This window comes from Novosphingobium sp. UBA6272, from assembly GCF_002440635.1.
Classification (GTDB): Bacteria; Pseudomonadota; Alphaproteobacteria; order Sphingomonadales; family Sphingomonadaceae; genus Novosphingobium.
Map to the genome: position 1 here is coordinate 157,934 of NZ_DJUW01000017.1, position 25,936 is coordinate 183,869.

At 64.0% G+C, this 25,936-nt stretch carries 29 protein-coding genes, 2 tRNA genes and 1 pseudogene; 19 read left to right on the forward strand and 13 right to left on the reverse strand.

All coding sequences use genetic code 11. The annotated features are described in order from the left end of the window. The first annotated feature begins 46 nt into the window (after positions 1 to 46). From aguB to B2V17_RS09655, 4 genes are all read left to right on the forward strand, one after another. Complete coding sequence (aguB, locus tag B2V17_RS09640; RefSeq protein ID WP_292997141.1) at positions 47 to 898, forward strand: N-carbamoylputrescine amidase; 852 nt, start codon at positions 47 to 49, stop codon at positions 896 to 898. A gap of 3 nt (positions 899 to 901) precedes the next feature. Beyond that, positions 902 to 1,396 (forward strand): 2-amino-4-hydroxy-6-hydroxymethyldihydropteridine diphosphokinase, encoded by a 495-nt coding sequence (gene folK, locus B2V17_RS09645; RefSeq protein ID WP_292997142.1) that lies wholly within the window; start codon positions 902 to 904, stop codon positions 1,394 to 1,396. A gap of 13 nt (positions 1,397 to 1,409) precedes the next feature. Next, positions 1,410 to 1,485: transfer RNA gene (locus tag B2V17_RS09650), tRNA-Lys, on the forward strand. Between the two features lie 124 nt (positions 1,486 to 1,609). After that, positions 1,610 to 3,121: a cryptochrome/photolyase family protein gene (locus B2V17_RS09655; protein WP_292997143.1), complete on the forward strand. Its 1,512-nt coding sequence runs from the start codon at positions 1,610 to 1,612 to the stop codon at positions 3,119 to 3,121. Here the strand turns inward: B2V17_RS09655 and B2V17_RS09660 are convergent. Further along, positions 3,080 to 3,250 carry a DUF2256 domain-containing protein gene (locus B2V17_RS09660; RefSeq protein ID WP_292997144.1) on the reverse strand — a complete coding sequence of 57 codons (171 nt, stop codon included), beginning with the start codon at positions 3,248 to 3,250 and terminating at the stop codon, positions 3,080 to 3,082. The genes B2V17_RS09655 and B2V17_RS09660 overlap by 42 nt on opposite strands. 5 nt (positions 3,251 to 3,255) lie before the next feature. Beyond that, entirely contained in the window at positions 3,256 to 3,996 is a 741-nt protein-coding gene (locus B2V17_RS09665) for an SDR family NAD(P)-dependent oxidoreductase (RefSeq protein WP_292997145.1), read from the reverse strand. 148 nt (positions 3,997 to 4,144) lie between these two features. Between B2V17_RS09665 and B2V17_RS09670 the strand changes: the two genes are divergently transcribed. From B2V17_RS09670 to msrA, 6 genes are read left to right on the forward strand one after another with little or no spacing between them, the layout of a single operon-like run. Then, complete coding sequence (locus tag B2V17_RS09670) at positions 4,145 to 5,293, forward strand: alpha/beta hydrolase (protein ID WP_292997146.1); 1,149 nt, start codon at positions 4,145 to 4,147, stop codon at positions 5,291 to 5,293. Beyond that, positions 5,290 to 6,186, forward strand: coding sequence for a hydroxymethylglutaryl-CoA lyase (locus tag B2V17_RS09675; protein WP_292997147.1), 897 nt, complete (start codon positions 5,290 to 5,292; stop codon positions 6,184 to 6,186). The genes B2V17_RS09670 and B2V17_RS09675 overlap by 4 nt, the downstream gene beginning before the upstream one ends. Next, positions 6,183 to 7,367, forward strand: a complete 1,185-nt coding sequence (locus tag B2V17_RS09680; RefSeq protein ID WP_292997148.1) for a CaiB/BaiF CoA transferase family protein — start codon at positions 6,183 to 6,185, stop codon at positions 7,365 to 7,367. The genes B2V17_RS09675 and B2V17_RS09680 overlap by 4 nt, the downstream gene beginning before the upstream one ends. 60 nt (positions 7,368 to 7,427) lie before the next feature. Continuing rightward, a complete protein-coding gene (msrB, locus tag B2V17_RS09685) occupies positions 7,428 to 7,871 on the forward strand; it encodes a peptide-methionine (R)-S-oxide reductase MsrB (RefSeq protein ID WP_292997149.1) in 444 nt (147 codons plus the stop codon). Next, a complete protein-coding gene (locus tag B2V17_RS09690; RefSeq protein WP_292997150.1) occupies positions 7,871 to 9,325 on the forward strand; it encodes a protein adenylyltransferase SelO in 1,455 nt (484 codons plus the stop codon). Before msrB ends, B2V17_RS09690 begins: the two co-directional genes overlap by 1 nt. A gap of 29 nt (positions 9,326 to 9,354) precedes the next feature. Further along, positions 9,355 to 9,957 (forward strand): peptide-methionine (S)-S-oxide reductase MsrA, encoded by a 603-nt coding sequence (gene msrA / locus B2V17_RS09695; protein WP_292997151.1) that lies wholly within the window; start codon positions 9,355 to 9,357, stop codon positions 9,955 to 9,957. A gap of 7 nt (positions 9,958 to 9,964) precedes the next feature. Here the strand turns inward: msrA and B2V17_RS09700 are convergent, their stop codons facing one another. After that, a complete protein-coding gene (locus tag B2V17_RS09700) occupies positions 9,965 to 11,044 on the reverse strand; it encodes a polyamine ABC transporter substrate-binding protein (protein WP_292997152.1) in 1,080 nt (359 codons plus the stop codon). 80 nt (positions 11,045 to 11,124) lie between these two features. Between B2V17_RS09700 and B2V17_RS09705 the strand changes: the two genes are divergently transcribed. Then, a complete protein-coding gene (locus tag B2V17_RS09705) occupies positions 11,125 to 11,856 on the forward strand; it encodes a TonB family protein (RefSeq protein ID WP_292997153.1) in 732 nt (243 codons plus the stop codon). A 54-nt stretch (positions 11,857 to 11,910) separates the two neighbouring features. After that, positions 11,911 to 12,792: a cupin domain-containing protein gene (locus B2V17_RS09710; protein ID WP_292997154.1), complete on the forward strand. Its 882-nt coding sequence runs from the start codon at positions 11,911 to 11,913 to the stop codon at positions 12,790 to 12,792. A gap of 42 nt (positions 12,793 to 12,834) precedes the next feature. Here the strand turns inward: B2V17_RS09710 and B2V17_RS09715 are convergent, their stop codons facing one another. Then, complete coding sequence (locus B2V17_RS09715; protein WP_292997155.1) at positions 12,835 to 13,380, reverse strand: lipocalin family protein; 546 nt, start codon at positions 13,378 to 13,380, stop codon at positions 12,835 to 12,837. A gap of 82 nt (positions 13,381 to 13,462) precedes the next feature. On the opposite strand from B2V17_RS09715, the gene B2V17_RS09720 reads away from it, so the two are divergent. Then, positions 13,463 to 13,891, forward strand: a complete 429-nt coding sequence (locus tag B2V17_RS09720) for a DUF2721 domain-containing protein (RefSeq protein ID WP_292997156.1) — start codon at positions 13,463 to 13,465, stop codon at positions 13,889 to 13,891. 23 nt (positions 13,892 to 13,914) lie between these two features. Here the strand turns inward: B2V17_RS09720 and B2V17_RS09725 are convergent, their stop codons facing one another. The 6 genes from B2V17_RS09725 to B2V17_RS09750 all read right to left on the reverse strand — a co-directional run bounded on the left by B2V17_RS09725 (position 13,915) and on the right by B2V17_RS09750 (position 20,552). Continuing rightward, positions 13,915 to 14,208 (reverse strand): polyhydroxyalkanoic acid system family protein, encoded by a 294-nt coding sequence (locus B2V17_RS09725; protein WP_292997157.1) that lies wholly within the window; start codon positions 14,206 to 14,208, stop codon positions 13,915 to 13,917. Beyond that, positions 14,208 to 14,954: a hypothetical protein gene (locus B2V17_RS09730; RefSeq protein WP_292997158.1), complete on the reverse strand. Its 747-nt coding sequence runs from the start codon at positions 14,952 to 14,954 to the stop codon at positions 14,208 to 14,210. Before B2V17_RS09730 ends, B2V17_RS09725 begins: the two co-directional genes overlap by 1 nt. Before the next feature lies 1 nt (position 14,955). Further along, positions 14,956 to 16,161, reverse strand: a complete 1,206-nt coding sequence (locus B2V17_RS09735; RefSeq protein ID WP_292997159.1) for a toxic anion resistance protein — start codon at positions 16,159 to 16,161, stop codon at positions 14,956 to 14,958. A gap of 283 nt (positions 16,162 to 16,444) precedes the next feature. Next, a complete protein-coding gene (locus tag B2V17_RS09740; RefSeq protein ID WP_292997160.1) occupies positions 16,445 to 17,359 on the reverse strand; it encodes a hypothetical protein in 915 nt (304 codons plus the stop codon). Positions 17,360 to 17,372: 13 nt separating this feature from the next. Further along, positions 17,373 to 18,548, reverse strand: coding sequence for a c-type cytochrome (locus B2V17_RS09745; RefSeq protein ID WP_292997161.1), 1,176 nt, complete (start codon positions 18,546 to 18,548; stop codon positions 17,373 to 17,375). A 225-nt stretch (positions 18,549 to 18,773) separates the two neighbouring features. Next, on the reverse strand, positions 18,774 to 20,552 hold the full coding sequence (locus B2V17_RS09750; protein WP_292997162.1) for a fatty acyl-AMP ligase: 1,779 nt from the start codon (positions 20,550 to 20,552) through the stop codon (positions 18,774 to 18,776). 136 nt (positions 20,553 to 20,688) lie between these two features. On the opposite strand from B2V17_RS09750, the gene B2V17_RS09755 reads away from it, so the two are divergent. Both B2V17_RS09755 and B2V17_RS09760 read left to right on the forward strand, forming a co-directional pair. Beyond that, on the forward strand, positions 20,689 to 21,240 hold the full coding sequence (locus B2V17_RS09755; protein ID WP_292997163.1) for a regulatory protein RecX: 552 nt from the start codon (positions 20,689 to 20,691) through the stop codon (positions 21,238 to 21,240). After that, positions 21,237 to 21,722: a DUF192 domain-containing protein gene (locus B2V17_RS09760; RefSeq protein WP_414690791.1), complete on the forward strand. Its 486-nt coding sequence runs from the start codon at positions 21,237 to 21,239 to the stop codon at positions 21,720 to 21,722. Before B2V17_RS09755 ends, B2V17_RS09760 begins: the two co-directional genes overlap by 4 nt. Before the next feature lie 31 nt (positions 21,723 to 21,753). Here B2V17_RS09760 and B2V17_RS09765 read toward each other — a convergent pair whose 3' ends face one another. Further along, positions 21,754 to 22,026, reverse strand: coding sequence for a pilus assembly protein HicB (locus B2V17_RS09765; RefSeq protein WP_292997164.1), 273 nt, complete (start codon positions 22,024 to 22,026; stop codon positions 21,754 to 21,756). Then, positions 22,023 to 22,442: a putative toxin-antitoxin system toxin component, PIN family gene (locus tag B2V17_RS09770; RefSeq protein ID WP_292997165.1), complete on the reverse strand. Its 420-nt coding sequence runs from the start codon at positions 22,440 to 22,442 to the stop codon at positions 22,023 to 22,025. The genes B2V17_RS09765 and B2V17_RS09770 overlap by 4 nt, the downstream gene beginning before the upstream one ends. Before the next feature lie 103 nt (positions 22,443 to 22,545). Here B2V17_RS09770 and B2V17_RS09775 point away from each other — a divergent pair, with 103 nt between their 5' ends. Both B2V17_RS09775 and B2V17_RS09780 read left to right on the forward strand, forming a co-directional pair. After that, positions 22,546 to 22,950: an NADH-ubiquinone oxidoreductase subunit NDUFA12 family protein gene (locus B2V17_RS09775; RefSeq protein WP_292997166.1), complete on the forward strand. Its 405-nt coding sequence runs from the start codon at positions 22,546 to 22,548 to the stop codon at positions 22,948 to 22,950. Next, positions 22,950 to 23,351: pseudogene (locus B2V17_RS09780) on the forward strand (DUF2155 domain-containing protein); the annotation flags it as partial. The gene B2V17_RS09775 and the pseudogene B2V17_RS09780, both read left to right, overlap by 1 nt. Positions 23,352 to 23,386: 35 nt before the next feature. Here B2V17_RS09780 and aat read toward each other — a convergent pair. Next, a complete protein-coding gene (aat, locus tag B2V17_RS09785) occupies positions 23,387 to 24,124 on the reverse strand; it encodes a leucyl/phenylalanyl-tRNA--protein transferase (protein ID WP_292997252.1) in 738 nt (245 codons plus the stop codon). Positions 24,125 to 24,237: 113 nt separating this feature from the next. On the opposite strand from aat, the gene B2V17_RS09790 reads away from it, so the two are divergent. Beyond that, a tRNA-Trp gene (locus tag B2V17_RS09790) sits at positions 24,238 to 24,313 on the forward strand. 28 nt (positions 24,314 to 24,341) lie between these two features. Continuing rightward, positions 24,342 to 25,844 carry a hypothetical protein gene (locus tag B2V17_RS09795; protein WP_292997167.1) on the forward strand — a complete coding sequence of 501 codons (1,503 nt, stop codon included), beginning with the start codon at positions 24,342 to 24,344 and terminating at the stop codon, positions 25,842 to 25,844. Positions 25,845 to 25,936: the final 92 nt, after the last annotated feature.

Consider the following 25,936-nt stretch of genomic DNA (forward strand, 5'->3'; position numbering starts at 1 on the left):
ACCGCGCTGCTTTTCCGCAAGCGCAGGGAATGCTAGGGGCGACGGCATGAGCACGCTGAATGTCGCCGCCCTGCAGCTTCCTCTCGGTTCCACCGATGAGGTCGAGAACATCGTCGCAGTCTCGATGCTGGTCGAGGAAGCGGCAGCCGCGGGCGCGCAGCTGATCCTCCCGCCCGAGCTGTTTTCCGGCCCCTATTTCTGCAAGCAGGAAGACGAAGCGCTGTTCGCGCTGGCCCGGCCGACCACCGAGCATCCCTCGGTCCGGGCGATGCAGGCACTGGCCGCCAAGCACAAGGTCGCGATCCCGACCAGTTTCTTCGAGCGCGACGGCCAGCACTATTACAACACCATGGCGATGATCGGCCCCGACGGCGCCATTCTGGGCACTTACCGCAAGAGCCACATTCCCGATGGCCCAGGCTATGAGGAAAAGTACTATTTCCGCCCCGGCAACGACGGGTTCAAGGTCTGGGACCTGTTCGGGCACAGGATCGGCGTGGGGATCTGCTGGGATCAGTGGTACCCCGAATGCGCGCGGGTGATGGCGCTGATGGGGGCCGAGGTGTTGCTCTATCCGACCGCGATCGGCAGCGAGCCCTATGACGCCGATCTCGATACCAGCCGGATGTGGCGCCGCGCCATGCTGGGCCATGCGGTGTCGAACTGCATGCCGGTGATCGCCGCCAACCGGATCGGCAGCGAAGACGGCCAGCGCTTTTACGGCCATTCCTTCATCACCGACGAATGGGGCGATTTTCTCGCCGAGTTCGGCGCGGAGGAAAGCGGCGTGCTCAGCGCAACGCTCGATCTGGCCCGCGCAGCAAAGCACCGCGCCGGCATGGGCTTTTTTCGCGATCGCCGCCCGCAGCTCTACACCCGCATCGCCCAGGATATCTGAGCCATGGTCCAGCGCTATCTGATCGCGCTGGGTTCTAACCGGCGCCACCAGCGCCATGGCCCGCCGGAACGCGTGCTGCGTGCCGCGCTGGCGGCGCTGGGGGCGAATGGTGTTCCAGTCGTTGCCGCAGCACCGATCCTGCGTTCGGCCCCGCTCGGCCCGTCGCGGCGGCGCTATGCCAATAGCGCGGCGCTGATCGAGACCAGGCTAAGCCCGCCCGACCTGCTTCGCGAGCTCAAGCGGATCGAGGCTGCGTTCGGCCGGCGCAGCGGCGGCCAGCGCTGGACCAGCCGGGTGCTCGATCTGGATGTGCTGTTGTGGAGCGGCGGGATCTGGGCCGATCCTGACCTGACCGTGCCCCACCGCGAATTCCGCCAGCGCGACTTCGTGCTCCGCCCGGCCCTCGCCCTGGCCCCCGCCTGGCGCGACCCGATCACCGCACTTTCGCTCCGCCAACTGCACGCGCGCTTGACCCGGCCCCGCCCGATCCCTAGGTGACCTCCCCGTGGTCGGGCCCTTAGCTCAGTCGGTAGAGCAACTGACTTTTAATCAGTAGGTCGCTGGTTCGAACCCAGCAGGGCTCACCACGGTTAGGTCGGCGATTGCCGGGCATCGCCGCTGCCAATCATCCACCTCGGAAAGTGCCGGGTGCGGGAATACCCGTCCTGATGGACAGGGTGCGGTTCGCAGGCAATGATCTAGCGCAGCCTCGTGACCGGGCGGCTGATCCTTATCCTGGGCGACCAGCTCTCCATGACCGTAGCCTCGCTGGCGGGCGGGGATCGGTCTGGCGACGTGGTGCTGATGGCCGAGGTTTTGGCCGAGGCGCAGTATGTTCCGCATCACAAGCGGAAGATCGCGCTGGTCTTTGCAGCGATGCGGCATTTTCGCGATGAGCTGATCGCCGACGGCTGGCGGGTCGACTACGTCCGGCTCGACGATCCTGAGAACAGCGGTACGCTGGGCGGAGAGGTGCGGCGCGCCATGGCCCGGCACGGCTTGTCGCGGGTCGTGGTGACCGAACCCGGCGAATGGCGCCTGCTGGCCGAGATGCGCAGCTGGGATTTTGCAGAGCTGCTGCCGGACGGCCGCTTTCTGGCCGACCGCCTTGGCTTTGCCGCCTGGGCCGAGGGACGCAAGGGCCTGCGGATGGAGCACTTCTATCGGTTGATGCGGCGCAAGACCGGTCTGCTGATTGAGGGAGACCAGCCGGCTGGAGGGCGCTGGAACTTCGATTCCGACAACCGCAAACCTGCGGCGGCAGAGTTGTCGATGCCGCGCCCGCCGCGCTTTGCCCCCGATGCGATCACGCGCGAGGTGCTGGAGCTTGTCGCCGAGCGCTTTCCAGACAACTTCGGCGTGCTGGAGGGCTTTGCCATGGCGGTGACCCGCGCCGATGCCGAGGCCGCCTTTGCTCACTTCCTGCACCACGGCCTGGCGCAGTTCGGCACTTATCAGGATGCGATGCTGCTGGAACAGCCGTTCCTGTTCCATGCCTTCATTGCGCCCCAGCTCAACCTGGGGCTGCTCGATCCGCTGGATCTGTGCCGCAAGGTCGAGGCGGAGTGGCGCGGCGGCAGGGTACCGCTCAACAGCGCCGAGGGATTCATCCGCCAGATCATTGGTTGGCGCGAATTCGTGCGCGGGATCTATTGGTGGCGGATGCCGGGCTATGACCGTGAGAATGCGCTCGACGCCCGCTGTCCGCTGCCCGCGTTCTACTGGACCGGCAAGACGGAGATGGCCTGCATCCGCGCCTGCGTCGAACAGACCCGCGATCATGCCTATGCGCACCACATCCAGCGGCTGATGGTGACCGGCAATTTCGCCCTGCTGGCCGGGATCGATCCGCATGAACTGCACGAATGGTATCTGGCGGTCTATGCCGATGCCTATGAATGGGTCGAACTGCCCAACACCTTGGGGATGAGCCAGTTCGCCGATGGCGGCCTGCTGGCGAGCAAGCCTTATGCGGCGAGCGGAGCCTATATCAACCGAATGAGCAACTATTGCTCTGGCTGTGCCCATGACGTGAAGGCCAAGGCCGGGCCGCGGGCTTGCCCGTTCAATCTGCTCTATTGGGATTTCATTGCCCGCCACCGCGACCGGTTGGTCCGCAACCCGCGGATGGTGCAGATGGTGCGAACCTGGGACCGCTTCACAGACGAGAAGCAGGCCCAGCTAAGGCGCGATGCCGGGCGGTTTCTGGACAGGCTTGGCTGAGCGGCAGCGATCGGAGCAATAGCGCACGCTATCCCAATCGCGCGCCCACTTTTTGCGCCAGGTGAAGGGCAGGCCGCAGGCTGCGCAGGTCTTGCTTGGGAGGTCGGCCTTGCGCCGCATTTTCGGCATTGTGGCTATTCCGGCAACCGGGTGCCGTCCCAGGCGAACAATCCGCCGCTGTCGGCCGGATCGAGGGCGGGCAGCACATCGAGGAGGTGGCCGGCGGCCTGATCGGGGCTGAACAGCTTTTCCGGCGCGACGCCGCGCTGAAACGGGGCCGAGAGGCGGCTGTCGACCGTCCCGGGGTGCAGCGCAACGGCGAGTGCCTGAGGGTGGCTCCGGGCCAGTTCGATTGCGAAATTGCGGACCAGCATATTGAGCGCGGCCTTGCTCGCCCGGTAGCTGTGCCAGCCGCCCAGGCGGTTGTCTCCGATCGATCCGACCCGGGCTGAAAGCACCGCGAACACGGCGCGGCGATCGCGTGGCAGCAGCGGCAAGAAATGTTTGGCGATCAAGGCCGGGCCGATTGCATTGGCGGCGAAGACCTCTGCCATGGCGCTGCCGTCGATCGCGCGCCAGCTCTTCTCCGGCGCGATCTGCCGGGCTTCGTCGTGGAGCAGTCCGGTCGCAACCATGACCAGTTCAGGCGCCTCCACCATTCGTGCGGCTTCCTTGATCGACGCCTCGTCGCCAAGGTCGAACCGGAAGGGGATCGCGCCCACGGGAAGATCGGTAGTGGGGCCTCTGGTTCCGGCGTGAACAGCGCCGAACCTTCCGCTCTCCACCAACCGCGCAACCAAGGCCCGGCCGATCGCGCCGCTGGCCCCGAAGACAACCGCCGATCCTGTGGCGGCAAGGGAACTGCGATCCGGCATGATTGCGGCCTGCCACCGTGCGGGGAGCCGGGCGACCTGCCAATTCGGGCATGCCGCCGGACTAACCGGCCAAGCCCGCCGTTGCCGCGGCTTGAAATCGGTGCAACCATGCGCAAGTTCCTGCATCGCGCGGGGGAGGAGCAGCACGGTGGCGGCACGGTTCGAGAGAATTCCCTATCTGGTGGCTTTCGAGGAAGTCAGCGCCTTCAAGGATACCTATGGCGGCGCGATCGGTCAGGTGGTGGTTGAGGCGATGCACCTGAAGCCCGCTGAGCCTTCGGATCGGGTGGTGATCTTCTCGCATCCGATCGGCGGGGGATCGTGGCTGCCGCTGGTGACGATGCTGGCCAAGATGGGCGTCCACACGATCTATGCCAACACCCGCTATCGCGGCAACGATACCGCGCTGATCATGGAGCGCGCGACGATGGATTTCGCCGCGGTGATCCGCGATGCGAAGGAACGGCTGGGCTATGCCAAGGTCTATCTCGGCGGCTGGTCGGGCGGGGGCGCGCAGAGCCTGTTCTATCAGGCCGAGGCACAGGACCCGCGGGTCACCCACACCCCGGCGGGCGATCCCTATGATCTGGTCGCGGCGAAGTTCGTGCCGGCGGACGGCGTGCTGCTGCTGGCCGCACACCTTTCGCGCAACCTGACGCTGACCGAGTGGATGGACGCCTCGATCGAGGACGAAAGCCGCCCGTTCGATCGCAATCCGGAATGGAACCTGTTCGCGCCGGATGGGCCAAAGCCGCCGTTCTCGGCCGAGTTTGTGGCGGAATACCGCGCCCGCCAGATTGCCCGCAACCGGCGGATCACCGCCTGGGTCAAGGACCAGCTGGCCGATCTGAAAGCGCGCGGGCTGGACAATCACGAGCGCTGCTTCACCGTTCAGGGCACGATGGGCGATCCGCGCTGGGTCGATCCGCTGGTCGATCCCAACCAGCGCAAGCCGAACTGGTGCATGCTGGGCGATCCGGCGGTGGTCAACGACGGGCCGGTCGGGCTGGCCCGCTTCACCACGCTGCGCTCGTGGCTGTCGCAGTGGTCCTATGATGACAGCAATGCCGATGGTCTGAAATGCGCGGCAAGGATCAAGGTGCCGATGCTGGTGATCGAGAACGGCGCGGATGATGCCTGCACCCCGAGCCATGCCGCGCGGCTGATGGCGGCGGCAAAGGATTGCCCGATCGATCGTCACCTGATCGAAGGGGCCAACCACTATTACTTCGGCCAGCCAAGCCTGGCCCAGCAGGCTGCCGAACTGGTGCGCGACTGGGTAATGACGCAGGGATGAGCCTGCCTTCCGCCATCGAATTCGTCGAGGTCGGTCCGCGCGACGGGCTGCAGAACGAGGCTGTGCTGGTTTCGACCGCCGACAAGGTCGAGCTGATCCGCCGGGCGATTGCGGCGGGCGCGCGGCGGATTGAGGTGGCGAGTTTCGTCAACCCCACGAAGGTGCCGCAGATGGCCGATGCCGAAGCGGTAGTCGCGGCGCTCGGCCGGCCCGAGGGCGTGACCCGGATCGGGCTGGTGCTCAATGAGCGCGGCGCGGAGCGGGCGCTGGCCGCCGGGCTTGATCAGCTCGGTGCGGTGGCGGTCGCCTCGGACGAGTTCGGCGGGCGCAACCAGGGGCAGGATTCGGGGCGATCGGTTGAGGTCGCAGCGCGGATCATAGGCATGGCCCGGGAGGCGCGGATCAGTGCGCAGGTGACCATCGCCGTCGCCTTTGGCTGTCCGTTCACTGGCGCGGTCGATCTGGCGCACGTGGTGGCGATGGCGCGGCGGCTGGCTGAGGTCGGGCCGATCGAGATCGCGCTGGCCGACACGATCGGGGTGGCGGTACCGACCGAAGTGGCCGCGCTGGTCATGGCGGTGCGCGAGGCGGTGGCGCCGCTACCCGTGCGGGTTCATTTCCACAACACCCGGGGGACCGGGATCGCCAATGTCTGGGCGGCGGTGGAAGCCGGGGCAAGCGTGGTCGATGGATCGATCGGCGGGCTGGGCGGCTGCCCCTTTGCCCCCGGCGCGGCGGGCAATGTGGCGAGTGAGGATGTGGTGTACATGCTGGACCGTTCGGGCGTTCAAACCGGGCTCGACCTGGCCGGACTTGTCGAAACCGCGCGCTGGCTCGGCGGGGTGATGGGCAAGGAGATGCCGTCGATGCTGGCAAAGGTCGGCGCGGAATGAGCGGGGCGCTGGCAGGGGTGAAGGTGATCGAGCTGGGCCAGCTGATCGCCGGGCCGTTCTGCGGCCAGCTGCTGGGCGACATGGGCGCCGATGTGATCAAGATCGAGCCGCCCGGCGCAGGCGATCCGATGCGGGCCTGGGGCAATGGCGAACACAAGGTCTGGTGGGAAGTGATCGGCCGCAACAAGCGCTCGGTCACAGCCAACCTGCGCGTGGCCGAAGGGCAGGATCTGGCGCGGCGGCTGCTGGCCGATGCCGATATCATGATCGAGAATTTCAAGCCTGGCACGGTCGAGAAATGGGGGCTGGGTCCGGCTGACCTGCACGCGATCAATCCCCGGCTGATCGTGGTGCGGATGAGCGGCTATGGCCAGTCCGGGCCTTATGCCAGCCGCGCCGGCTATGGCGGGATCGGCGAGGCGATGGGCGGCTGGCGGGCTATTGTCGGCGATCCCGATCGGCCGCCGAGCCGGATGGGCGTCTCGATCGGCGATACCCTCGCGGCGAGCTATGGCTGCATGGGCGCGCTCGCCGCGCTGCATGCCCGGGAAGCCAGCGGCATGGGCCAGGTGGTCGATTCCGCGCTCTACGAGGCGGTCCTGCAGGTGATGGAAAGCGTGGTGCCGGAATATGACCTGATGGGGCTGGTGCGGCAACGCTCCGGTTCGATCCTGCCGGGCATCGCGCCGAGCAACGTCTATACCTGCAGCGACGGCGAATACATGATCGGCGGCAATGGCGATACGATCTTCGCCCGGCTCTGCGCGGCGATGGGCCGGCCCGAACTGGCCACCGATCCGCGCTATGCCACTCACGTGGCGCGGGGCGAGCGGCAGCACGAGCTGGACGATCTGATCAATGGCTGGACCCGGACCATGACGATCGACCAGCTCGAAGCGCTGATGATTGAACATTCGGTCCCGGCCGGGCGGGTCTATACCGGCAAGGAGATGCTGTCCGATCCGCACTTTGCCGCGCGGCAGGCGATCGCCTCTGTCGACCATCCCGTCCACGGTTCCTTGAAGATGCAGGCGCCGATGCCCAAATTGTCGGAAACGCCCTCGTCCATCCGCCGCCGCGCGCCGCTGGTGCCGGGCGAACACAATGCCGAAGTCTATGGCGAGCGGCTCGGCCTGACCGAAAAGGAACTGGCCGAGCTGGCTGCCAGGGGCGTAGTCTGAGCTGTAACGACCGGGTCCGTTCGCGCGAACCTGCCTGCGAAATACCAGAGGAGATCTGCCATGGACTGGCGCGAAGTAATTGCCCTGGCGCAAGGCGCCCCCAACCCGGCGCCGCGCCGGGTCGAGAAGTCGGACGAGGAATGGCGTGCGCAGCTGACCCCCGATCAGTTCGCGGTGGCCCGGCAGGCCGGGACCGAGCGGCCCTTTTCCAGCCAGATGTGCAGCCTGTTCCAGCCCGGGCTCTACGCCTGCGCCTGCTGCGGGACCGAGCTGTTCGACAGTTCGTCCAAGTTCGAAAGCGGCACCGGCTGGCCCAGCTTTGGCGCGCCGGTGGCGGACGGCGTGGTCGGCTATCATGCCGATAACAGCCACGGGATGGTCCGGGTCGAGGTGACCTGCAACGTCTGCGACGCGCACCTCGGCCATGTCTTCCCCGACGGGCCGGAGCCGACCGGGCTGCGGTACTGCATCAACGCCTTGTCGCTGGAGAAGATTGCCAGCTGATGCTGAACTTCGACCATAGCCTGGCGCGCGCGCTGGAGGGTTTCTACGTCCCCTGGCAGGCCGCCGAGCCGCCGGCGCCGAAGCTGGCGCTGTGGAATGCCCCGCTGGCGGCGGCGCTGGGCCTGCCGGAGGCAGAGCCTGAGCAGTACGCGCGGTGGTTCTCCGGGGCGGAAGCCGTGCCGGGCTCGCAGCCGCTCGCACTGGCCTATGCCGGGCACCAGTTCGGGCACTTCAATCCGCAACTCGGCGATGGCCGGGCGTTGTTGCTGGGCGAGGTGCTGCGGCCCGATGGCGCGCGGTTCGACCTGCAGTTCAAGGGCTCGGGCCCGACCCCGTTCTCGCGCCAGGCCGATGGCAAGAGCACGCTGAGCGCGGCGCTGCGCGAATACCTGATGTCCGAGGCGATGGCCGCGCTCGGTGTACCGACCACCCGCAGCCTCGCTGTGGTGCTGACCGGCGAGGGGATCTGGCGCGAAACCCCGCAGCCGGGGGCGGTGCTGACCCGTGTCGCCGCCAGCCACCTGCGGGTCGGCACCTTCGAATGGGCCGCCGCGCACAAGGGCCGCGAGGCGGTGGAGCAGCTGGCCGACTATGCCTTGCAGCGCCATTTCCCCGAGCGCCTGAGTGAGCGCAACCGTCCGCTGGCCCTGCTCGACGCGGTTTGCGAGGTGCAGGCGCAGCTGGTCGCGAAGTGGATGAACCTCGGCTTCATCCACGGGGTGATGAACACTGACAATGTCACGATCAGCGGCGAGACGATCGACTACGGACCATGTGCCTTCCTTGATGCTTATTCCGCCACGCAGGTGTTCAGCTCGATCGATCACAACGGCCGCTATGCCTTTGGCAATCAGCCGGTGGTCTGCCGCTGGAACCTTTACCGGCTGGCCTCGGCGCTGATCGAGGCGATCGTCGCGGTCGACGAAGCCGACAACGAAGCCGCGCGGCTGATGCTGGAGCAATGGGGCGAGCGCTATGAACGCCACTGGATCGCCGGACTGCGCCCCAAGCTGGGGCTGGCCACCGCTGAAGAGGGCGATCTTGCGCTGGGGCAGACTCTGTTTGCCGCGCTGGAAGGGCAGGGGGCGGACTTTACCCGGCTGTTCCGCGCGCTGTCGGCCTCGCTCAGCGAAGGCTACGGCGCAGTCGGCGCGGAATGCAGCGATCCCGAGGCGCTGCGTGAGTGGTGGGAATTGTGGCAGGCGCGGCTGGCGCGCGAACCGCTGGCCATTGCAGAGCGTCAAGCGGCGATGGATGCGGTCAATCCGGTCTACATTCCGCGCAACCATCTGACCGACGCCGCGCTCAAGGCCGCAGATACCGGCGATATGGAACCCTTCAATGCGCTGCTGGAACTGGTTACCCACCCCTTCGTCCAGCGTGACGGGATGGAGCACTATGCCCATGGTGCGCCCGAAGGCTCACCCGCCCATGTAACCTACTGCGGCACCTGAGCGAACCAGCCATCGAAGGAGCACCGCCGATGACCGCCCGACCGATCCTGATCCTGACTGCCACCCTGACCCTTGCCATACCCGGCCTGGCCCAGGCCCGCAGCGAAACCATCGTCCTCGCCGGGGGCTGCTTCTGGGGGATGGAGGGCACCTTCGAGCACGTGAAGGGCGTGACCGACGTGGTCTCGGGCTACGCCGGCGGCACAGCAGCGACCGCAACCTATGATCAGGTTTCGAGCGAGACCACCGGCCATGCCGAGGCTATCCGCGTCACCTACGATCCGGATCGGGTCAATCTCAGCCAGATCCTCTCGATCTATTTCGTGGTGGCGCACGATCCGACCCAGTTGAATCGGCAGGAGCCCGATGAAGGGACCAGCTATCGCAGCGCGATCTTCCCGCAGAATGCAGCCCAGCGCGCCTTTGCCCAGGGCTTCATTGCCAGCCTCAACGCCAAGCCCAGCTTTCGCGGGCGGATCGTCACCCGGATCGAGGGCGGGGCGTTCTATCCGGCGGAAACCTATCACCAGGACTTCATGAAGAAGAACCCGCGGCACCCCTACATCCTGCGCTGGGACGTGCCGAAGCTGCGCAAGCTCAAGGCTACCTATCCGGAGCTCTACAAGGGTTAAACGGGGACTATCGCCCCGGCGCGATCCGCTGCATTGCGGCGCTGAACTGGGCGTCGATCCCCGGATTGTCACCGATGAATTCGCTGGTCCCCTTGGGCCGGTTGGGCGGATAGAGCACCGGGTTGGCGCGATATTCGGCCGGCAGCAGCGCGCGGGCCGCCTCGTTGGGGCTGGGGAACCAGATATGCCCCGCCACCCCCGCGCCGGCCTCTGCCCTCAGCAGGAAATCGATCAGCTGGTGGGCATTGCCCGGGCGGCGCGCATCGGCCGGGATGCACAGGCAATCGCAGGAAAGCAGCGCGCCTTCCTGCGGCACTTCGAAGGCGATGTCGGGATCTTCCAGCGCGACCTGTACCAGATCACCGTTCCAGGCGACTACCAGATCGGCCTCACCCTTGAGCAGCAGGTCCTGTCCGCCATCGCGGTGCAGGGTTTTTACCTTGGGCATGGCTGCGGCCAGCAGCGCTTCGGCTGCCTTGAGCCGGTCGGGATTGAACAGGTTGGCGGAAAAGCCCAGCGCCTTGGCGGCAATCCGGAACAGCAGCGCGGGATCGGCCGGCAGCGCGATCCGCCCGGCATGGGCCGGCCCGGTCAGCAGCTCCTTCCACCCCAGCGGCGGCCGCGTCACCCTGGATTTGCGGTAGCCGATCCCCAGCGCCAGCCAGGTATAGGGCACCGAATGGGCATTGCCGGGGTCATAGGGCAGATCGGCGAAGGGTCCCTCCAGGTTGGCGAGATTGGGCACGCGGCCATGGCTGATCTGCGCCAGCATGCCTTCGCGCACCATCCGTTCGACCCACTGACTGGACGGGACGACCAGATCATAGCTCGCTGCGCCCGATTTAAGCCGGGAGTAAAGCTCGGCATTGTCGGCAAAGGTCGAAACCGCAACCTCGATGCCGGTGGCCTTGCGGAAATCGTCGAGCGTGGTCTCGCCAAGGTAATCGCGCCAGATCGCCAGCGACAATTGCTGGCCTTCGCCCGTGCAGCCGGTCAGCCCGCTCAGCCCCAGCCCGGCCAGCGCCGCCGCACCCAGCAGGCTGCGGCGCGAAAACTGCATCGGTTCAAGGCTGCGACCCCCGGCCATGCACTTTTCCCTAGTCGCAACCTTGGCAAGAGGGAAGCCGGGCGATTGCCCTTGTCCCAAGCCTTTGCCATACAAGGGCAATGGACGTGCTGGACGAGGACGACTTCAACCCTGAACCGCCGCCCCGCACCAAGCTGGGCGTGATCCTGCTCGTCGCCTTGCTGCACGTGGTGGTGATCCTGGGACTGATCCGCGCCTTCGCGCCGGACTTCACCGCAAAGGTGGCGGACAAGGTCCTGTCGACCTTCACCGTCACCATCACCGCCCCGCCCCCGCCTCCACCCCCTCCGGAAAAGCCCAAGGCGGCGGGCGATCAGGGTACGGCCGGCAAGAAGGCGGTCCCCGCGCCGACCAAGGCGCCCGAGCCCAAGGTCGCGATCGCCAGGAACCCCGCGCCCAAGGCCAGCTCGACCGGCAGCGCGGTCACCTCCGGCGCGACCAGCCAGGGTGGCGGCACCGGTGCAGGCGGAACCGGGAGCGGGCCGGGTGCCGGCGGCACTGGTTCGGGCCAGGGCGGCGGCCTTGCCACCAAGGCGCAGCACATCGGCGGCCAGATCAACAACGCGCGCGATTTCCCGGTGCCTCCGGGCGGACGCGAGGCACGGATCGGCAAGGCGGTGATCCTGGCGCTGACCATCAGCCCCAACGGCCGCGCGACCGGCTGCCGGGTCTACAAGTCGAGCGGGTTTCCCGATACCGACGCGGTCGCCTGCGTCCTCGCGCAGGAAAAGCTGCGGTTCAAGCCCGCGACCAATGCCGCGGGCGAACCGGTAACCTCGACCTTCTACTGGCAGCAGAAGTTCTTTTTCTGAGGCTTCAGCCCGCGCCGATAGCGATTGTCCGTCAAGCTTTGCATAGGGGGTGTAATGGCGAAGCGCCTAACCGAGAAAGAAGCCAAGCAAACCTATGGTGTGGCCGCATTTCATGAGGTCATGGATAACGGGGAACGGCGCTTTCGATTGCGGCATGCGAGCGGCTCGGCCTATATTCGAACTGAGGCAAACGCGACCTCTGGCTGGCAGAGCAGCCATTATCATCGCGAGGTGCGGGAAACCTATATCGTCGAATCCGGTTGGATGGCTTTCGCGGAACTTCGCGGCAATCAGCTGGAATTGCGGATCGTCGAAGCCGGAGAAGTCCTGACCACCAATCCGGGGGTCATCCACAATGTATTCCTGCCACCACAGGCGGTCATTCACACGGTTAAGCATGGCGCCGTTGGTGGAGATGACCGACTGACCGATCGCGAGTCAGGCGCATTCGATGTGGTGACCACGGCACTGGAAAACGAAGTTGCAATTCGTGCTGCCGCGATCAGGCCGTGGAGGGCTGCGAGCTATCCAGAGGAGTACCGGCACTTCGACACGCTGGTTTGGCAAGTTCCGGCCTGGAGCACGGCGATTTTCGCAGTTTCAGGCGGACTGGTCGTGGAAGCGGCGAAGGGGACGAGCGGAGATCCATTGCAGCAGGGCGCAGCCGGTATGCTATGCTTGGTTGCGCTTTGTCTGTTGGTTTTCGCTGTGGTGCTTTCGCGATTCAGAACGCATCAGCGTGCGCTAAAAGCCTATTCGAGAACGCCTGTCTGGAAATCCGCGCAATCCTGGACACAGGCAATGATAGCTGTCCAGTATTCGATCTTGCTGGGAGTAGGCTTGAATCTCTTGGGCGTTGCCAAACTGTCCGCTGCTTTGGCGGGACTTTCGGTCGGACTCCTCACATTCGTCTGGTTCGAGCGTTCGATCCGCTAGGACGAGATCAAGCCGCGATAGCTCAGGCCATTCGCACAATTGCTATGGCTGCTTGGTGATCCGCAGCATGGACGTGTCATAGCCCAGCTCCTTGGCCCGTCCGATCATCTTATCCAGCCTGGCCTGGCCGGGGTTGGCATCGCGGCTGAGGATCCACAGGTAGCGGCCTGAAGGCTCGCCGACGATCGCCCAGGAATAGTCCTCGGCCCGGTCAAGCACCCAGTAATCGCCGAAGAACGGCCCAAAGAAGCTGACCTTCAGCTTCGCATTGGTGACGGGGTCGACGATCTTGGCGCGGCCCGTGGCATCGCTGATCTTGCCATCGGGCTTGCGGCAGCGATTGAGGACCGAGATCATCCCGTCCTGGCGCAGGGCATAGTCGGCGGTTACCCCTTCGCAGTCCTTCTGGAAGCCCTGCTCATAGCGGGCCAGTTCGTACCACTTGCCGAGATAGCGGCTGAGCTCGACCGGCTTGGCCGGCTGCGGCACGGCACTGTTGCCGACCGGATGCTTGGAAAAGACCGTGGCGCAGCCCGACAGGGCAAGCGCGGCCAGGGCGAGAGCAGGGAAGATGACTTTGCGATTCATGATGGAGCCTTTGGCTGTTCGGACCTGAACATAGGATTGCAGGCGGCTTTGCACACCCGCACTGCACGTTTAGACAGGGGTCATGATCGCCCAGACCATCCAGCTCGCGCTCGCCCCGGTTTTCGTGCTGGTGGCCATCGGCAACATCCTCAACCTGCTGTCGAGCCGGCTGGGAAGGGTGGTCGATCGGTCGCGACACCTGCAAGAACGTCACGTGTCCACCGAAGGTTCCGACCATGACGAGGTTGTCGCCGAAATCCGCATGATCGACCGGCGGATCAGTCTGATCACCCGCGCGATCCGCCTGATGGTGGTCAGCGGCCTGTTCATCGGCACCACGGTGGCGGTGCTGTTTCTTGAGGAACTGGTCGCGCTCAATCTCCAGCGGATCGCCGCGGCGACTTTCCTGATCGCGGTGGCCCTGCTGATGTGGGCACTGGTGCTGTTTCTGCGCGAAACCCAGATTTCCGCCCAGCAGCTGCGGATCCCGCGGATGTATCTGGAATTATGATCCTCTCCTGATGGGGAGGAGCGTCATTTCAACAGCTTCTGCCCCTTTTCCGCGATCACGCCGCGGATCATCGGTTCGACGAAGGATAGCGCGGGCGGCAGATCGAGCTGGAAGATGATCGCCTCGTCCTCGATATCGACCAGCGTGCTGACCTGCTGGCCCATCGCGCTGACCTGCATGGTCATGCGGTCTTCGCTCGGCCAGTCGATCGCGACATCGGCTCCGCCCGGGAACATCTTCCCGGCTTCGCCGCCCTTTTCCTTGAGCCGGCGGCGAGCTTCGTCCTTGCCCAGCTTGTGCGGGATCGGCACGCGCATCAGTTCTTCTCCCCGGCCGCGTCGATCGCGTCGCCGTATTTGTAATCGAGGTAGCGGGTGGTGATCGCCAGGTTGTCGATCGCGCCTGCGGCCAGCTGGCGGGTGATCGAATCGATCTCGTCGCTGATCCGCTCAAGCCCGCCCAGGAACTGCTGGTTGGGGGTCGATCCGGCGCGTTCTTCATAACGCATTTTCTCGGGTATCTTGCGATAGCCGTCGATCACATTGGGCAAGTGCTCACCCACCAGCTTGCGTACTTCCGCCGCCTTGGGATGATCCTGATCGACGCTGGCGAGTTGTACCGCCAGTCCATCAAGCTGCAGCCCGATCTGGTCGACCAGCTGCACCGCCGGCGGGGGCAGGGCGCGGCGCTGGGTTTCAAGCCACAGCTCGGTTCGTCCGACCAGCGCGCGGACATTGGTATCGCCGGGATCGAGATCGGCCCGCTCCGGCATCTTGAAGCGCGGATATTTGCCCAGCAGGAATACCGCCCCCGCAGTCGCGGCTGCGCCCAGCATCAGGCCGGTAAAGCCGATCCCGTCGATGATCGATCCGACAATGCCAAGGCCCAGCCAGATCGCGACCCCCGCTACGGCGATGTTGCGGAACTTGCGCCAGTAATGCCCGGCGCGGATTTGCGCCGCCCCGCGCCCGATCGATCGCCGCCGTCCGCCGGCGCGCTGATCGACCAGCACCCGCCGCGCGGCGCCGATGATCTGGTCCGATTGGTAGGATTCGCCAGCCAAGTCAGCCCTCCAGGCTCAGCAGGCTGGGTGCTTCTCCGGCGATCTGGGCCTGGTTGGCCCCTTCGGCGCGGGCGATGTAGCCCTTGGACTTCTCGACCTCGGCAGTCAGCGTGGTCACGGTCTGCTTCATGTTTTCCAGCGCCTTGACCTTGAAGGTGTCGATGTTGTCCATCGTGTCGTAGATATTCTGGAAGGCCCGCTGCAGCGTTTCGAGCGGGATGGTGCTCGATGCCGCCATCTCGTGGATCTTGCCGGTCTGGTCGCGCAGCAGCTGGCCGGTCGAATCGATCAGGCCAGCCGTGGTGCTGTTGAGCGCGGTAACCTGTTCGAGCACCAGCCGCTGATTGGCCATCGCCTGCGACACAGTCACGGCGGTACGCAGCGCGGCGACCGTGGTGGTGCTGGCCCGGTCGACGCCCTTGACCAGTTCGACGTTGTTCTTCTTGACCAGATCGAGCGCGAGATAGCCCTGCACCGTTACCGCCATCTGGGTGAGCAGGTCCTGGGTCCGCTGGCGGACATAGAACAGCGCGCTTTCACGGATCGCCTTGGCCTTGGCCGGATCGGTCGCGTCGAGATCGGCGGCCTTGTCCTCCAGCTTGCCGTCGAGCGTGCGGCTGATGTGGATCATCTGCTCGAGGTTGCCCATCGCTTCCCACAGCTTCTGCCGCTCGACGTCGATCGCGGCATTGTCCATCAGCAGCTCATCCTTGCCCGAGCCGAGGTGGCCCAGGATCGCCTGGATGTGGCCCTGCGCGCTTTCGTAGCTTTGGAAATAGCGCTTCATCGAATTGCCGAACGGGATAATGCCGAGGAACTTGCGGCCCTTGGACAGCTTGCCCTGCTTGCCGGGATCGAGCGATTCCACGGTCTTGCGCAGTTCGGCCAGGTTCGCGCCGACGCCCGAATCCTTGTCCATCGCCCGGATCGGCCGATCGAGAAAGCGGTTCGACATGCCCGCCGCGGCCATGATTTCCTTGCGGCCCATATTGGTGATCGCATCGACCTTCTTGCCGAATTCGGGCGAATTGGCATCGGAGGAGATCAGGTCGGCAACGAAGGCATCGACCTTTTCCTCAAGCTTCGACTTGGCTTCGGGAGCCACCGGGACCAGGCCGACGGCCTTCTCGGCGGGGACCACCGGCACGGGTTCGGGCGGGGTCAGGGTCAGGGTCGGGACTTCAGTTTCGGTCGGCGTCGTGGCCATGGCAGTCTGTTCCGTGTGCTAGCAGCGAAATACTGCAGCCAATGTGGGACTGTGGCCCGCCCGATGCAAGCTGTATTGTCGATGTAAGACAGAGTGCGCTCGACGAGCGGTGATTTCGCAAGGAGGGCACTCACGCCTGCGTCCGTCAAGCGTTGTCGGCAACGTTTGCGTACGGTTCCTTATTCTTGCCAAGGGGCGGGCACCCCAACATGAACACTGGATCAATCGAATCGACTGTTCCAACTTTCAGTTAAGCGGGTGCCCGACCAAATTTGGCTATAGATCAGGCCTGAGTCTGAAGATTTACATATTTTCGTGCAATACAATCCTCAACAAAATTGTAAATGTCTTCACCCTCAAGCTGAATCTCCATGTCAATCGGATGGCTCAATGCGATTATTCGTCCAATGCTTTCAACTGCATCATCTTCCAGAGATTCGAGTACTGCGCCTTCTTTCATGAGAGAGCGCAGGTGATCGACATTTTCCAGGGGGATGCACTTGCTGATGCTGACGGGGGTGCCGATTGGCGGGAAGTTGGTTACGCGGCCATAAGATAAAGTGCCATGAATGGCCCGGAACGTCCCTAATGGCGTTTCGATCAACGCATAGGGATTGAAATAGAGCGAAGCTGGGAAGCCCGAAGAACCCAGAGCTTGCGCAACGCCCAGCGAGGGACGGAAAACGTCCGGGTGTTCTCGCAGCAGTGTTTCGCCAAGAATGATCCGGATCGGGCCTATTTCAGAATCCATGCGGGCATCCAAATTGAGGATCTGAAGCCACATCGTTTCTTTGCCGACTTCGAAAAAGCCCTCCGGGCGCTCGATAAAGTCGGATTCACGGACCTTGGAAGAAAGCTTTGAGCCTGTTGGCAAAGGAACTTCAACCTCATGCTGCCGCTCGGGTCCCTCATAAATGAATGGATCGCTCCAGGCGACGGTTTGTGCGGCCAAGGGTGAAACTATCGAAATGAGGCGTGCGTCCGGACCAGGGTTGATCTCAAACACAAGCTTGAAGTGGCTCATATACCCGCCGAGTCTGGCGCGGGGAAAAGGCTTAATCTCATCGCCCATCTGCGACATCAACTCATTAAAATCAGTTCGAAGCCCGGCAGTACTAGCCGACTCGAGCGCATTCCCGCCGATTTCATGCGTGCTTGCAGCGGTGTCATTGACGTTAATGTTGATCTCGATGGACATTTTAAGTCTCCAACTAGGGATTGCCACAGGCAACCGAATTAACGGGCGAATTTAGTCCAAACAGGGCTTGATCCGATGCCGATGGGGCGGCATTAAACAAATATTTAAACATTCCATTCCGATCTGCGCCAAAATATCTAATCGGAGGAGTCTTGTGCGGAACATAGTTCAGATCTTTTAAGTAATTGGCAATAGAATATGCATCATCATCGCTCATATCTTTGTAAAATTGCCACATCATCACGTGGGCAAGCAGGCCGGGTCGGCCGTCCTTATCATTTTCTGGCGAGACCCCTGTGCGAATTGCTTTTACAAGTTCAGAAGCCGGGACGTCTTTTTCAGGACCATTCTGGCCGAATTCCGTAAGATTTGGCCCCCACAAGAGAGCGTAGCCAGGATATGGGAAAGTGGCCAAACCTTGCTCGTTTTGACGCAACGGCAAGTCGGGTCCCAGCCTGAATACACCCAGTACCGGGTCTGAAGGATCCCCCCCAATAAACGGTCGAAGTGTGCCGTCGGGCGCGTTGTGTGAATGACATTCTTTGCACCCCACCAGTGACGCCATCAAGTAATCCGCGCGCTCATTGCTTCGACCGGTCGGTGCCGTTGGCGCGGCTGGGCCAGCATTCCCGGCCGGCATGGGGAAGGGCAGCTTTGATGGCAGCACCGCGTGCTGCACCGGCTTCAGGCTTCTCAGGTAAGCGACAAGGGCAGTGAGATCGTCTTCTGCCAGTTTCTCATAAAAGGTGTGTGGCGGGAACCGGATGATTGCAGTGCCATCTGGCCTGCGTCCATTGCGAAGGGCATCCTTGATTTGCGCGTCTGTCCAATTGCCAATCCCGGTATCCGGGTCAGGAGTAATATTGCGTGAGTGAACTACACCCGAGGTGTTCGCATCGAACCGGATGAGAAATGGAACGCCGCCTGCCATTGGTCGCGTTTCATCCAGATATGCCAGCCAATCGGGGTTGGTCCTGCGTTCAAGGTCAATCGGGCTTTCGGTCGCCGGGCAATTGGCGCCTTCGGTCTTTGGGGGTGTGTGACAAGCCGCACAGACACCGATTTTCGCAAGATATTCCCCGCGCTTGACCAAGGAGCCTCCGGGAGAATCCGGCGCAACCTGCTCACATCCCGATGCAAGAGCGGCAAAAATGGCAAGAGTTGCAATTTTGGAGAATCGAATACGCATCCCGCATCCCCACAAGTGTCTATTCCAATATGTTTGCTATATTGAAATAGACGCCCCATACCGGATGCTACAGAATGACCCCTTCTCTTCGTGAATCAACTTCGTGGTTGCGGATTTGGAATGATCTGTCGCAATGAGTAAATTGCCAGGCCATTCTGGATTTAAATGGACTTGGTTCCGGATGAAGCAAAATAGGCCTCCGGGAATCTCGCTCAATTCAAGCGTTCAGGCAGCCAGCCGGATCGGTTCGATCTCGCCCGAAAGGTATTGCTTCTTGGCCTTGGCGCGGCTTAGCTTGCCGCTGCTGGTCCGGGGCAGGGTGCGCGGGGGGACCAGTTCGACGATCGCCGGGTGGCCCAGGATCGAGCGGACCTTGTCGCGGATCGTGTCGTGCAGCTTCTGGCGCTCTTCGGGGTCGGAGACGCGGCAGTGGACCAGCACGGCGACCGATTCCTCGCCGCTGTCGGTCTCGACCGAGAAGGCCGCGATATCGCCATGGTTGAAGCCGGGCAGCTGTTCCACTGCCCATTCGATATCCTGCGGCCAGTGGTTCTTGCCGTTGATGATAATCATGTCCTTCGCCCGGCCCACAATGAACAGATAGCCGTCGACCATGTAGCCCATGTCGCCAGTATCGAGCCAGGCGCCCTTGCCGTCTGCGCTTGGGACCAGACAGGCCTCGGTCGCTTCGACGTCGCGGAAATAGCCAACCATCACCGACGGGCCCCGGCACCAGACCTTGCCGATATGGTGATCGGGCAGGACCTCGCCGCTTTGGCCGCGGATTTCCAGCGCCATGTCCTTCACCGCCTTGCCGCAATTGACGATCGCGCGGTAGCGGGCCGGGCGCGACAGGTCGCGCGGGGTGCCGGACAGGCGTTCTTCCTCGACCAGCTCAACCCGGATCCCTTCGCCCGGGGGCATGATCGTGACCGCCAGCGTCGCTTCGGCCAGACCGTAGGAAGGCAGGAATGCGCTGGCCTTGAATCCGGCCGGGGCAAAGGCATTGACGAAGCCCTGCATCACATCGGGGCGGATCATGTCGGCACCGTTTCCGGCGATCCGCCAGCGTGATAGGTCAAACCGCTCTGATACGTGGCTCTGGCTGGAAATACGGCGGGCGCAAATATCATAACCGAAGGTCGGCGAATAGCTGGCCGAGGTGCCGGGATTGCGGCTGATCATATCAAGCCAGGCGAGCGGGCGGCGAGCGAAGTCCTCGGTCTTGAGGTAATCGACCGAAACCTGATTGGCGATGACCGAGAGGAAACAGCCGACCAGCCCCATGTCGTGATACCACGGCAGCCAGGAAATGCAGCGGTCGCTCTGGATCAGCTCCATCCCTTCGCCATGGCCGGCCAGGTTGTTGAGCAGCGAGGCGTGTGTCACCGCGACGCCGTGCGGGAAGCGGGTCGATCCGCTGGAATACTGGAGATAGCAGATGTCATCGGCGCTGGCGGCCGGCAGTTCGCACACAGGCACCGGGCGGGCAGCGAAATCCTCGAACGACAGGCCCTCGCAGCCTTGCCGTTCGGCAGCGGGGTGGCTCAGCGCTCCGATCTCGGCCGGATAGAACAGCACCACGGGATCGCTGCTGGCCAGCTGGACGGCCAGCTGGTCGACATAGGCGTCCTTGCCCCCGAAGCTGGTCGGTAGCGGCAGCGGGACCGGCCAGGCCCCGGCATAGATGCAGCCGCAGAACAGCGCGGCGAAATCGGGACCGGTCTCGGCGATCAGGGCCACCCGGTCACCCTTGCCGATGCCGTGGGCGATCAGGCGGTGGGCCATGGCCAGGGCATCGTCACGCAGTTCGCGGTAGGGGTAGACCCGCTTCAGCGTGCCGCGCGGATCGTGGAAATTCATCCCGCGCTGCCCCTGCGCGGCATAGTCCAGCGCATCGCCGAAGGTGGCGAAATTGGAAAAACGGCGCGGAAGATCGTCTTCGTTGGGCGTCGGCACCAAGGCGACACCAGCATTCGGCTCCAGCACGGAAGCATCGGTCATGCGCGAAAACCCGTTCATTATCAATGCACTGTGCCAGCTTTCCGGCTTCAGCGCATTAGGTACAGCCCACCACGGGCCCTCGAAGCCCGTGCCACAGGCTTTCCCAATTGCGGTACAGTGTGGCACGAATGTGGCGATGGCCGAAGACCGCCGCCCCAAACGCCCCCCCAAACCGCTCGATTCCGCGCGGCTGGAGGAGCTTGCCCTGGCCTATGTCGCGCGGTTTGCGACCAGCGCGGCCAAGCTTGAGCAATACCTGCGGCGCAAGCTGCGCGAGCGCGGCTGGGAGGGAGAGGGAGAAGCCCCGGTCGGCAAGATGGTCGAGCGCTATGTCGCGGCGGGCTATGTCGACGATCTGGCCTATGCCCGCTCCAAGAGCGGCAGCCTGCTGCGGCGCGGCTATGGCCAACGGCGGATCGGCCAGGCGCTCCATGCCGCGGGGATTGCTGAGGAAGTCCGCGACGAAGTCCGCGCGGGCGAGGGCGAACAGCGCCGTGCCGCGCTGGCCATGGCCCGCAAGCGCGGATTTGGTCCGTTCGGACGGGACGCGCCAGACCGGCCGCAGCGCGAAAAGCAGATCGCGGCCCTGCTCCGCGCCGGGCACCGGCTGGACAGCGCCCGCGAATTGGTCAATGCCGCGAGCATGGAGGCGGCCGAAGCCTGGGCCGCGCAGGATGGGGATGAATGATGCGAAGGATGATCCTGGCTGGACTGGCGCTGGCCCTGGCCGCCTGTTCGCCCAATGCGAGTGAGGCCGGGGCGCAGTCGACGCAAGGCAGTGCCGCGGTTCATCCGATCTCCGGCCTGCCGGTCGTACCGCTCAGGATCCATCGCGGCGGCAAGGTCCTGACCTTCCGGGTCGAATTGGCGCGCACTCCTCAGGAACAGGCCAAGGGCCTGATGTTCCGCACCGCGATGGGCCCGGACGAAGGAATGATCTTTCCCTTTGATCCGCCGCGCGGCGCCAGCTTCTGGATGCGCAACACGGTGATCCCGCTCGACCTGATCTTCATCGCCCCCGATGGCCGGATCAGCAACATCGCCGCCAATGCGATTCCCTATGACGAAAGCCCGTTGAGCTCGACCGGAGCTGCCAAGGCCGTGCTGGAGCTAAACGGCGGCCGCGCGGCGCAGCTGGGGATTGTGCCGGGAGACAAGGTGGAGTGGTGAGGGCTGCTCCGGAGGGCGAAACAACCCGTCTCTAACGCCCTGTCCGCCGATAGCCCTTCGGCAGTTCGTCGCCTTCGCGCGTGTCCGTGCCGCCTGCCCGATCGAAGATCCGGTCAAACGCAGCAAGATCGGCCTGATTTGCCCGGCGCTCGAAGAAGTCAGCTGTCTCCAAAGCGGACAGTTTTTCCGCCACGGCGGAGGCGATTAGTTGGTTCATGCTGGTACCGTCCAGCTTGGCCCAGCGTTCGACCCCATCCTTTACCGAGCGAGGCAGACGCAGTTGAATGACAGCGGGCTTGTTCATTTCAGCTCCTCCAAAGTCTCTCCGGGCAACCAGCAACCGATCCCGAACTTTGCGGGGCCTGCGGCGAAATCGCGCCGGTTGAAGGTTACGATGGCATCGGCCGACGCATTGATCGCGGCTTCGAGTACCATTTCATCGGCCGGATCGCGGGTTTGCGGCCGCCAGCGATAATCAATTCGGGTCCATTCCGCGACGCTGACCAGCACATCGATAACATTCTGGACTTCGCTCTTCGAAAGCCCGGCTTCCACCAAATCTTCCGCCCGGGTCGCAACCGCTTCGTATTCCAAAATCAGCGGGACCGTAACCGCCATGGTAATCCTGCCGCGGCGAACCAGCCGCATCAATTCAGCCGATGCGCCCGATGGACTGCGAAGTCCGGCGATCACCACATCGGTATCCAGCACCAGTTTCATATCGCCGATGATACTACAGTGATGACGTTTCTCCAAGTCATTCGACCGGCCGGTGCTTCTTATCCCCTTGCCCGTACCCCCGCCTATCCTCTAACGGCGCTCCATGGGATTCTTCGGCAAGCTCTTCACCTGGTGGAACGGTGCGACTGTCACCACCATGCTCAATTCCGCGCTGACCGGCGAGAAGGTCGGGACCGACGCGCAGGGCAACGCCTATTACCGGGCCAGGAAGCCCTATCCCAAAGGCCATCCCTTTGCCGGAAAGGAGCGCCGCTGGGTGATCTACAACGGCGCCAACGATGCCAGCCGGGTTCCGGCGGAATGGCACGGCTGGCTGCACGGATCGTTCGCCGAGGGTGAAAATGGGGGCGTGCCCGAATCGAACCTGCCGGCGCCGCGGATCTGGGAAGTGGACTATACCCCCAACGCCACCGGCACGCCCTTGGCGCACCGCCCGCACCGCGGCCGCAAGGACGGTGCATACGAGGCATGGTCGCCGGACGCCTGATGCGCGCGCGCTGGCTCCTGGCTTTGGCGCCGCTGGCGCTGGCCGCCTGCAACGGGCAGGGCGGGGCCGATGCCGAGGGCACCGAAGTGCCCAAGGAAGCTGCGGGCAAGGCAGTAGTCGGGGCGGTGGTTGAAAGCGAATACGGCACTCCGGTGAAGGACCGCATCGCCACGCTGGGTCTGCTCAACAAGCGCAACAACCTGTCGCAGGATGTCGTGCTCAAGACCGGTGAGGCCAAGCGGATCGGCAATGTCACGATCAAATTGGCCACCTGCGAACGCAGCTTGCCGTGGGAAAGCCCGCCCGAAACCGGGGCATTCGTCCAGGTCTTTGTCGAAGAGCGCGCCGCCGCTGATCAGCCGCTGCAATGGCGCAAGGTCTTTTCGGGCTGGCTATTCAAGAATTCGCCCAGTCTGAACGTGGTTGAGCACCCGGTCTATGACGTTTGGGTCAAGGACTGCGCGATGAAGTTCCCGGGCGAGGAAGACAGTCCGGCCCCGGTCGCATCGGCCAGCAGCGCGGCGAATCCGGCTGGCAGTGCCAGCCCGGCGCCGGCAGCATCGCCTCCGCCGTCGCCCAAGCCAAGCGCCAAACCCTCCGCAGCCGCATCGCCCAGCGTCGATCTCTGAGCCCGGCGCAGCCGCTTCAGATATTCCCCCTGGCTGATCTCGACCGCGCCCAGTGAGGCGAGGTGATCGGTGATGAACTGGCAATCGAGCAATTCGGCTCCGGCCCGCCGCAGCGCCGCGACCAGCCAGGCCAGTGCGACCTTCGAGGCATCGGTCGCACGGCTGAACATCGATTCGCCGCAGAACACCCGGTCGAACCCGACGCCATAGAGCCCGCCGACCAGCGCTTCGCCCTGCCAGCATTCGATCGAATGGGCCCGGCCCTGATGATGCAGCGCCAGATAGGTCCGCTCGATTCGCGTGCTGATCCAGGTGCCCTGGGCATCGGCGCGCGGCCCGGCACATTCGCGGATCACCCTGTCAAAGGCTGCGTTGCAGGTGACGGTGAAGGTTCCGCGCCGCAGCACCTTGGCCAGGCTGCGCGAGCAGTGGAAGCCGGGCAGCGGCAGAACCGCGCGCCGGCGCGGTTCGACCCAGAAAACCTCAGGATCCTCACGCGAATCCGACATCGGAAACACACCGCTGCGATAGGCCAGCATCAGCATGTCCGGATCGATCGGTTGAGGGGCGGTAGGTGCGTGCACGGCAATTCTTTTTATGGACCTTTGCAGATCGCTTGTCATCGGGCAGTGTTGCGACTAGAGGCACCGGCGCCTGAAGGAGTGTAGCTCAGTTGGTAGAGCATCGGTCTCCAAAACCGAGGGCCGCGGGTTCGAATCCTGCCACTCCTGCCAGCGCCTTTCCGATCCAGCGATAGAAGCGATGCCCGAAGACGCCCCGCCCGTGCCGTCCAGTCCGCAGCGCTTGGGACCCCGCGCCTGGCTGACGGGTGAGCCGGGGCCGCGCGAATTCCTCTGGCTGGGGCTGTTCCTTTCGGCGCTGTCGGCGCTGCCGGTGCTGGTCGCGACCTATCCGCAGATGGTCGATTATCCCGCCCACCTGGCGCGGATGCAGATCATGCTGCACCGCGATACCAGCCCGTTCCTGCAGGAATACTATGGCTTCCAGTGGCGCTGGATGGGCAATCTCGGTGCCGACATCCTGGTCTGGCCGCTGACCTGGTTCTTCAGCCTGGAGACCGCCGGGCGGATCATGGCCGGGCTGATCCCGCCGCTGACCGGGCTTTCGATCCTAGCTGCCGAATGGGCGGTGCGGCGCCGGATCGGGATGGCCTCGATGCTGGCCTTCGCCTTCGTCTGGTCGCCCTCGGCGCTGCTCGGCTTTCTCAATTTCGGGCTGGCCCAAGCGGCTGCGCTGCTGGCTTTCGCGCTGTGGGTACTGCTCGACGGCTGGAAATGGCGCGCACCGCTGTTCATTCCGATCGGGGTGTTTGTCTGGCTCGGACACGTTTCGGGCTGGGGAATCCTGGGGATTCTGGTGTTCGGCTATGAATGGTCGAAGGACAAATCGTGGCGGGCGTTCCTTGCGCCGTGGCCGCTGTTCTTTCCATTCCTGACCCTGGTGCTGGGCGACAACCCCGGCAAGCCGCCCAGCTATGGCCCGGCGCCCCAGCTCTACAAATGGGCGATCTGGAAGCAGGCGATGCGCGGCACGTTCCAGTGGGTCGATTACGGAATGACCATCGCGATCGGCCTGCTGCTGGTGGCCTCGCTGTGGTTCCGCAAGTGGGATGGCAAGCTCGGCTGGGCGGCGCTGATCATGCTGGTCTCCTCGCTGGTGCTGCCGCGGCATATCTTCGGCGGCGATCTGGTCGACGCGCGGATGATCTCGGCCGGGCTGATGGTCGGAGTCATGTGCCTGTCGTGGCGCGCGCCGCGCTGGCTACTGCTGCTGATCCCGGCGGTGTTCCTGTTCCGTCTGGGCTATACCACGATCGACTGGGAACGCGATTCGCGCGAGACCGCAGAGGCTCTGACCGCGCTCGATGGCCTGCCCCGCGGGGCCAAGGTAGCGAGCTATGTCGTAACCGAACGCAGCGAATGGGGCTTCAACGGCAAGGAGCACATCTGCGGCTATGTTGTGACCCGGCTCGATGGCTTCACCAATTGCAATTTCGCACTGCCGGGCATCCACATGATGACCATTAATGGTGGCGGGCCGTTCTTCCGCGATCCGTTCCACCGCCTGAACCACCGCGCCGGGCGCAAGATCGACTTGTCGGATTATAACCCGGCCGAACATACCGATTACCTGTGGTACGTCGGCCAGACCTGGCCCTCGAAACTGCCGGCCGGGTACCAGATCGAGAAAAGCGGGCGCACATGGTTCCTTGCGCGTCTTGCAAAACCGCGACCGCGTAGCTAAGTGCGTTTTCGTCATCCGACATCGGAGAACATCGAAGCCCCTCCCGGCCAGCCCAGGCCGGGGCGGCGATGTCCCCTAGGCGGAAGATACGA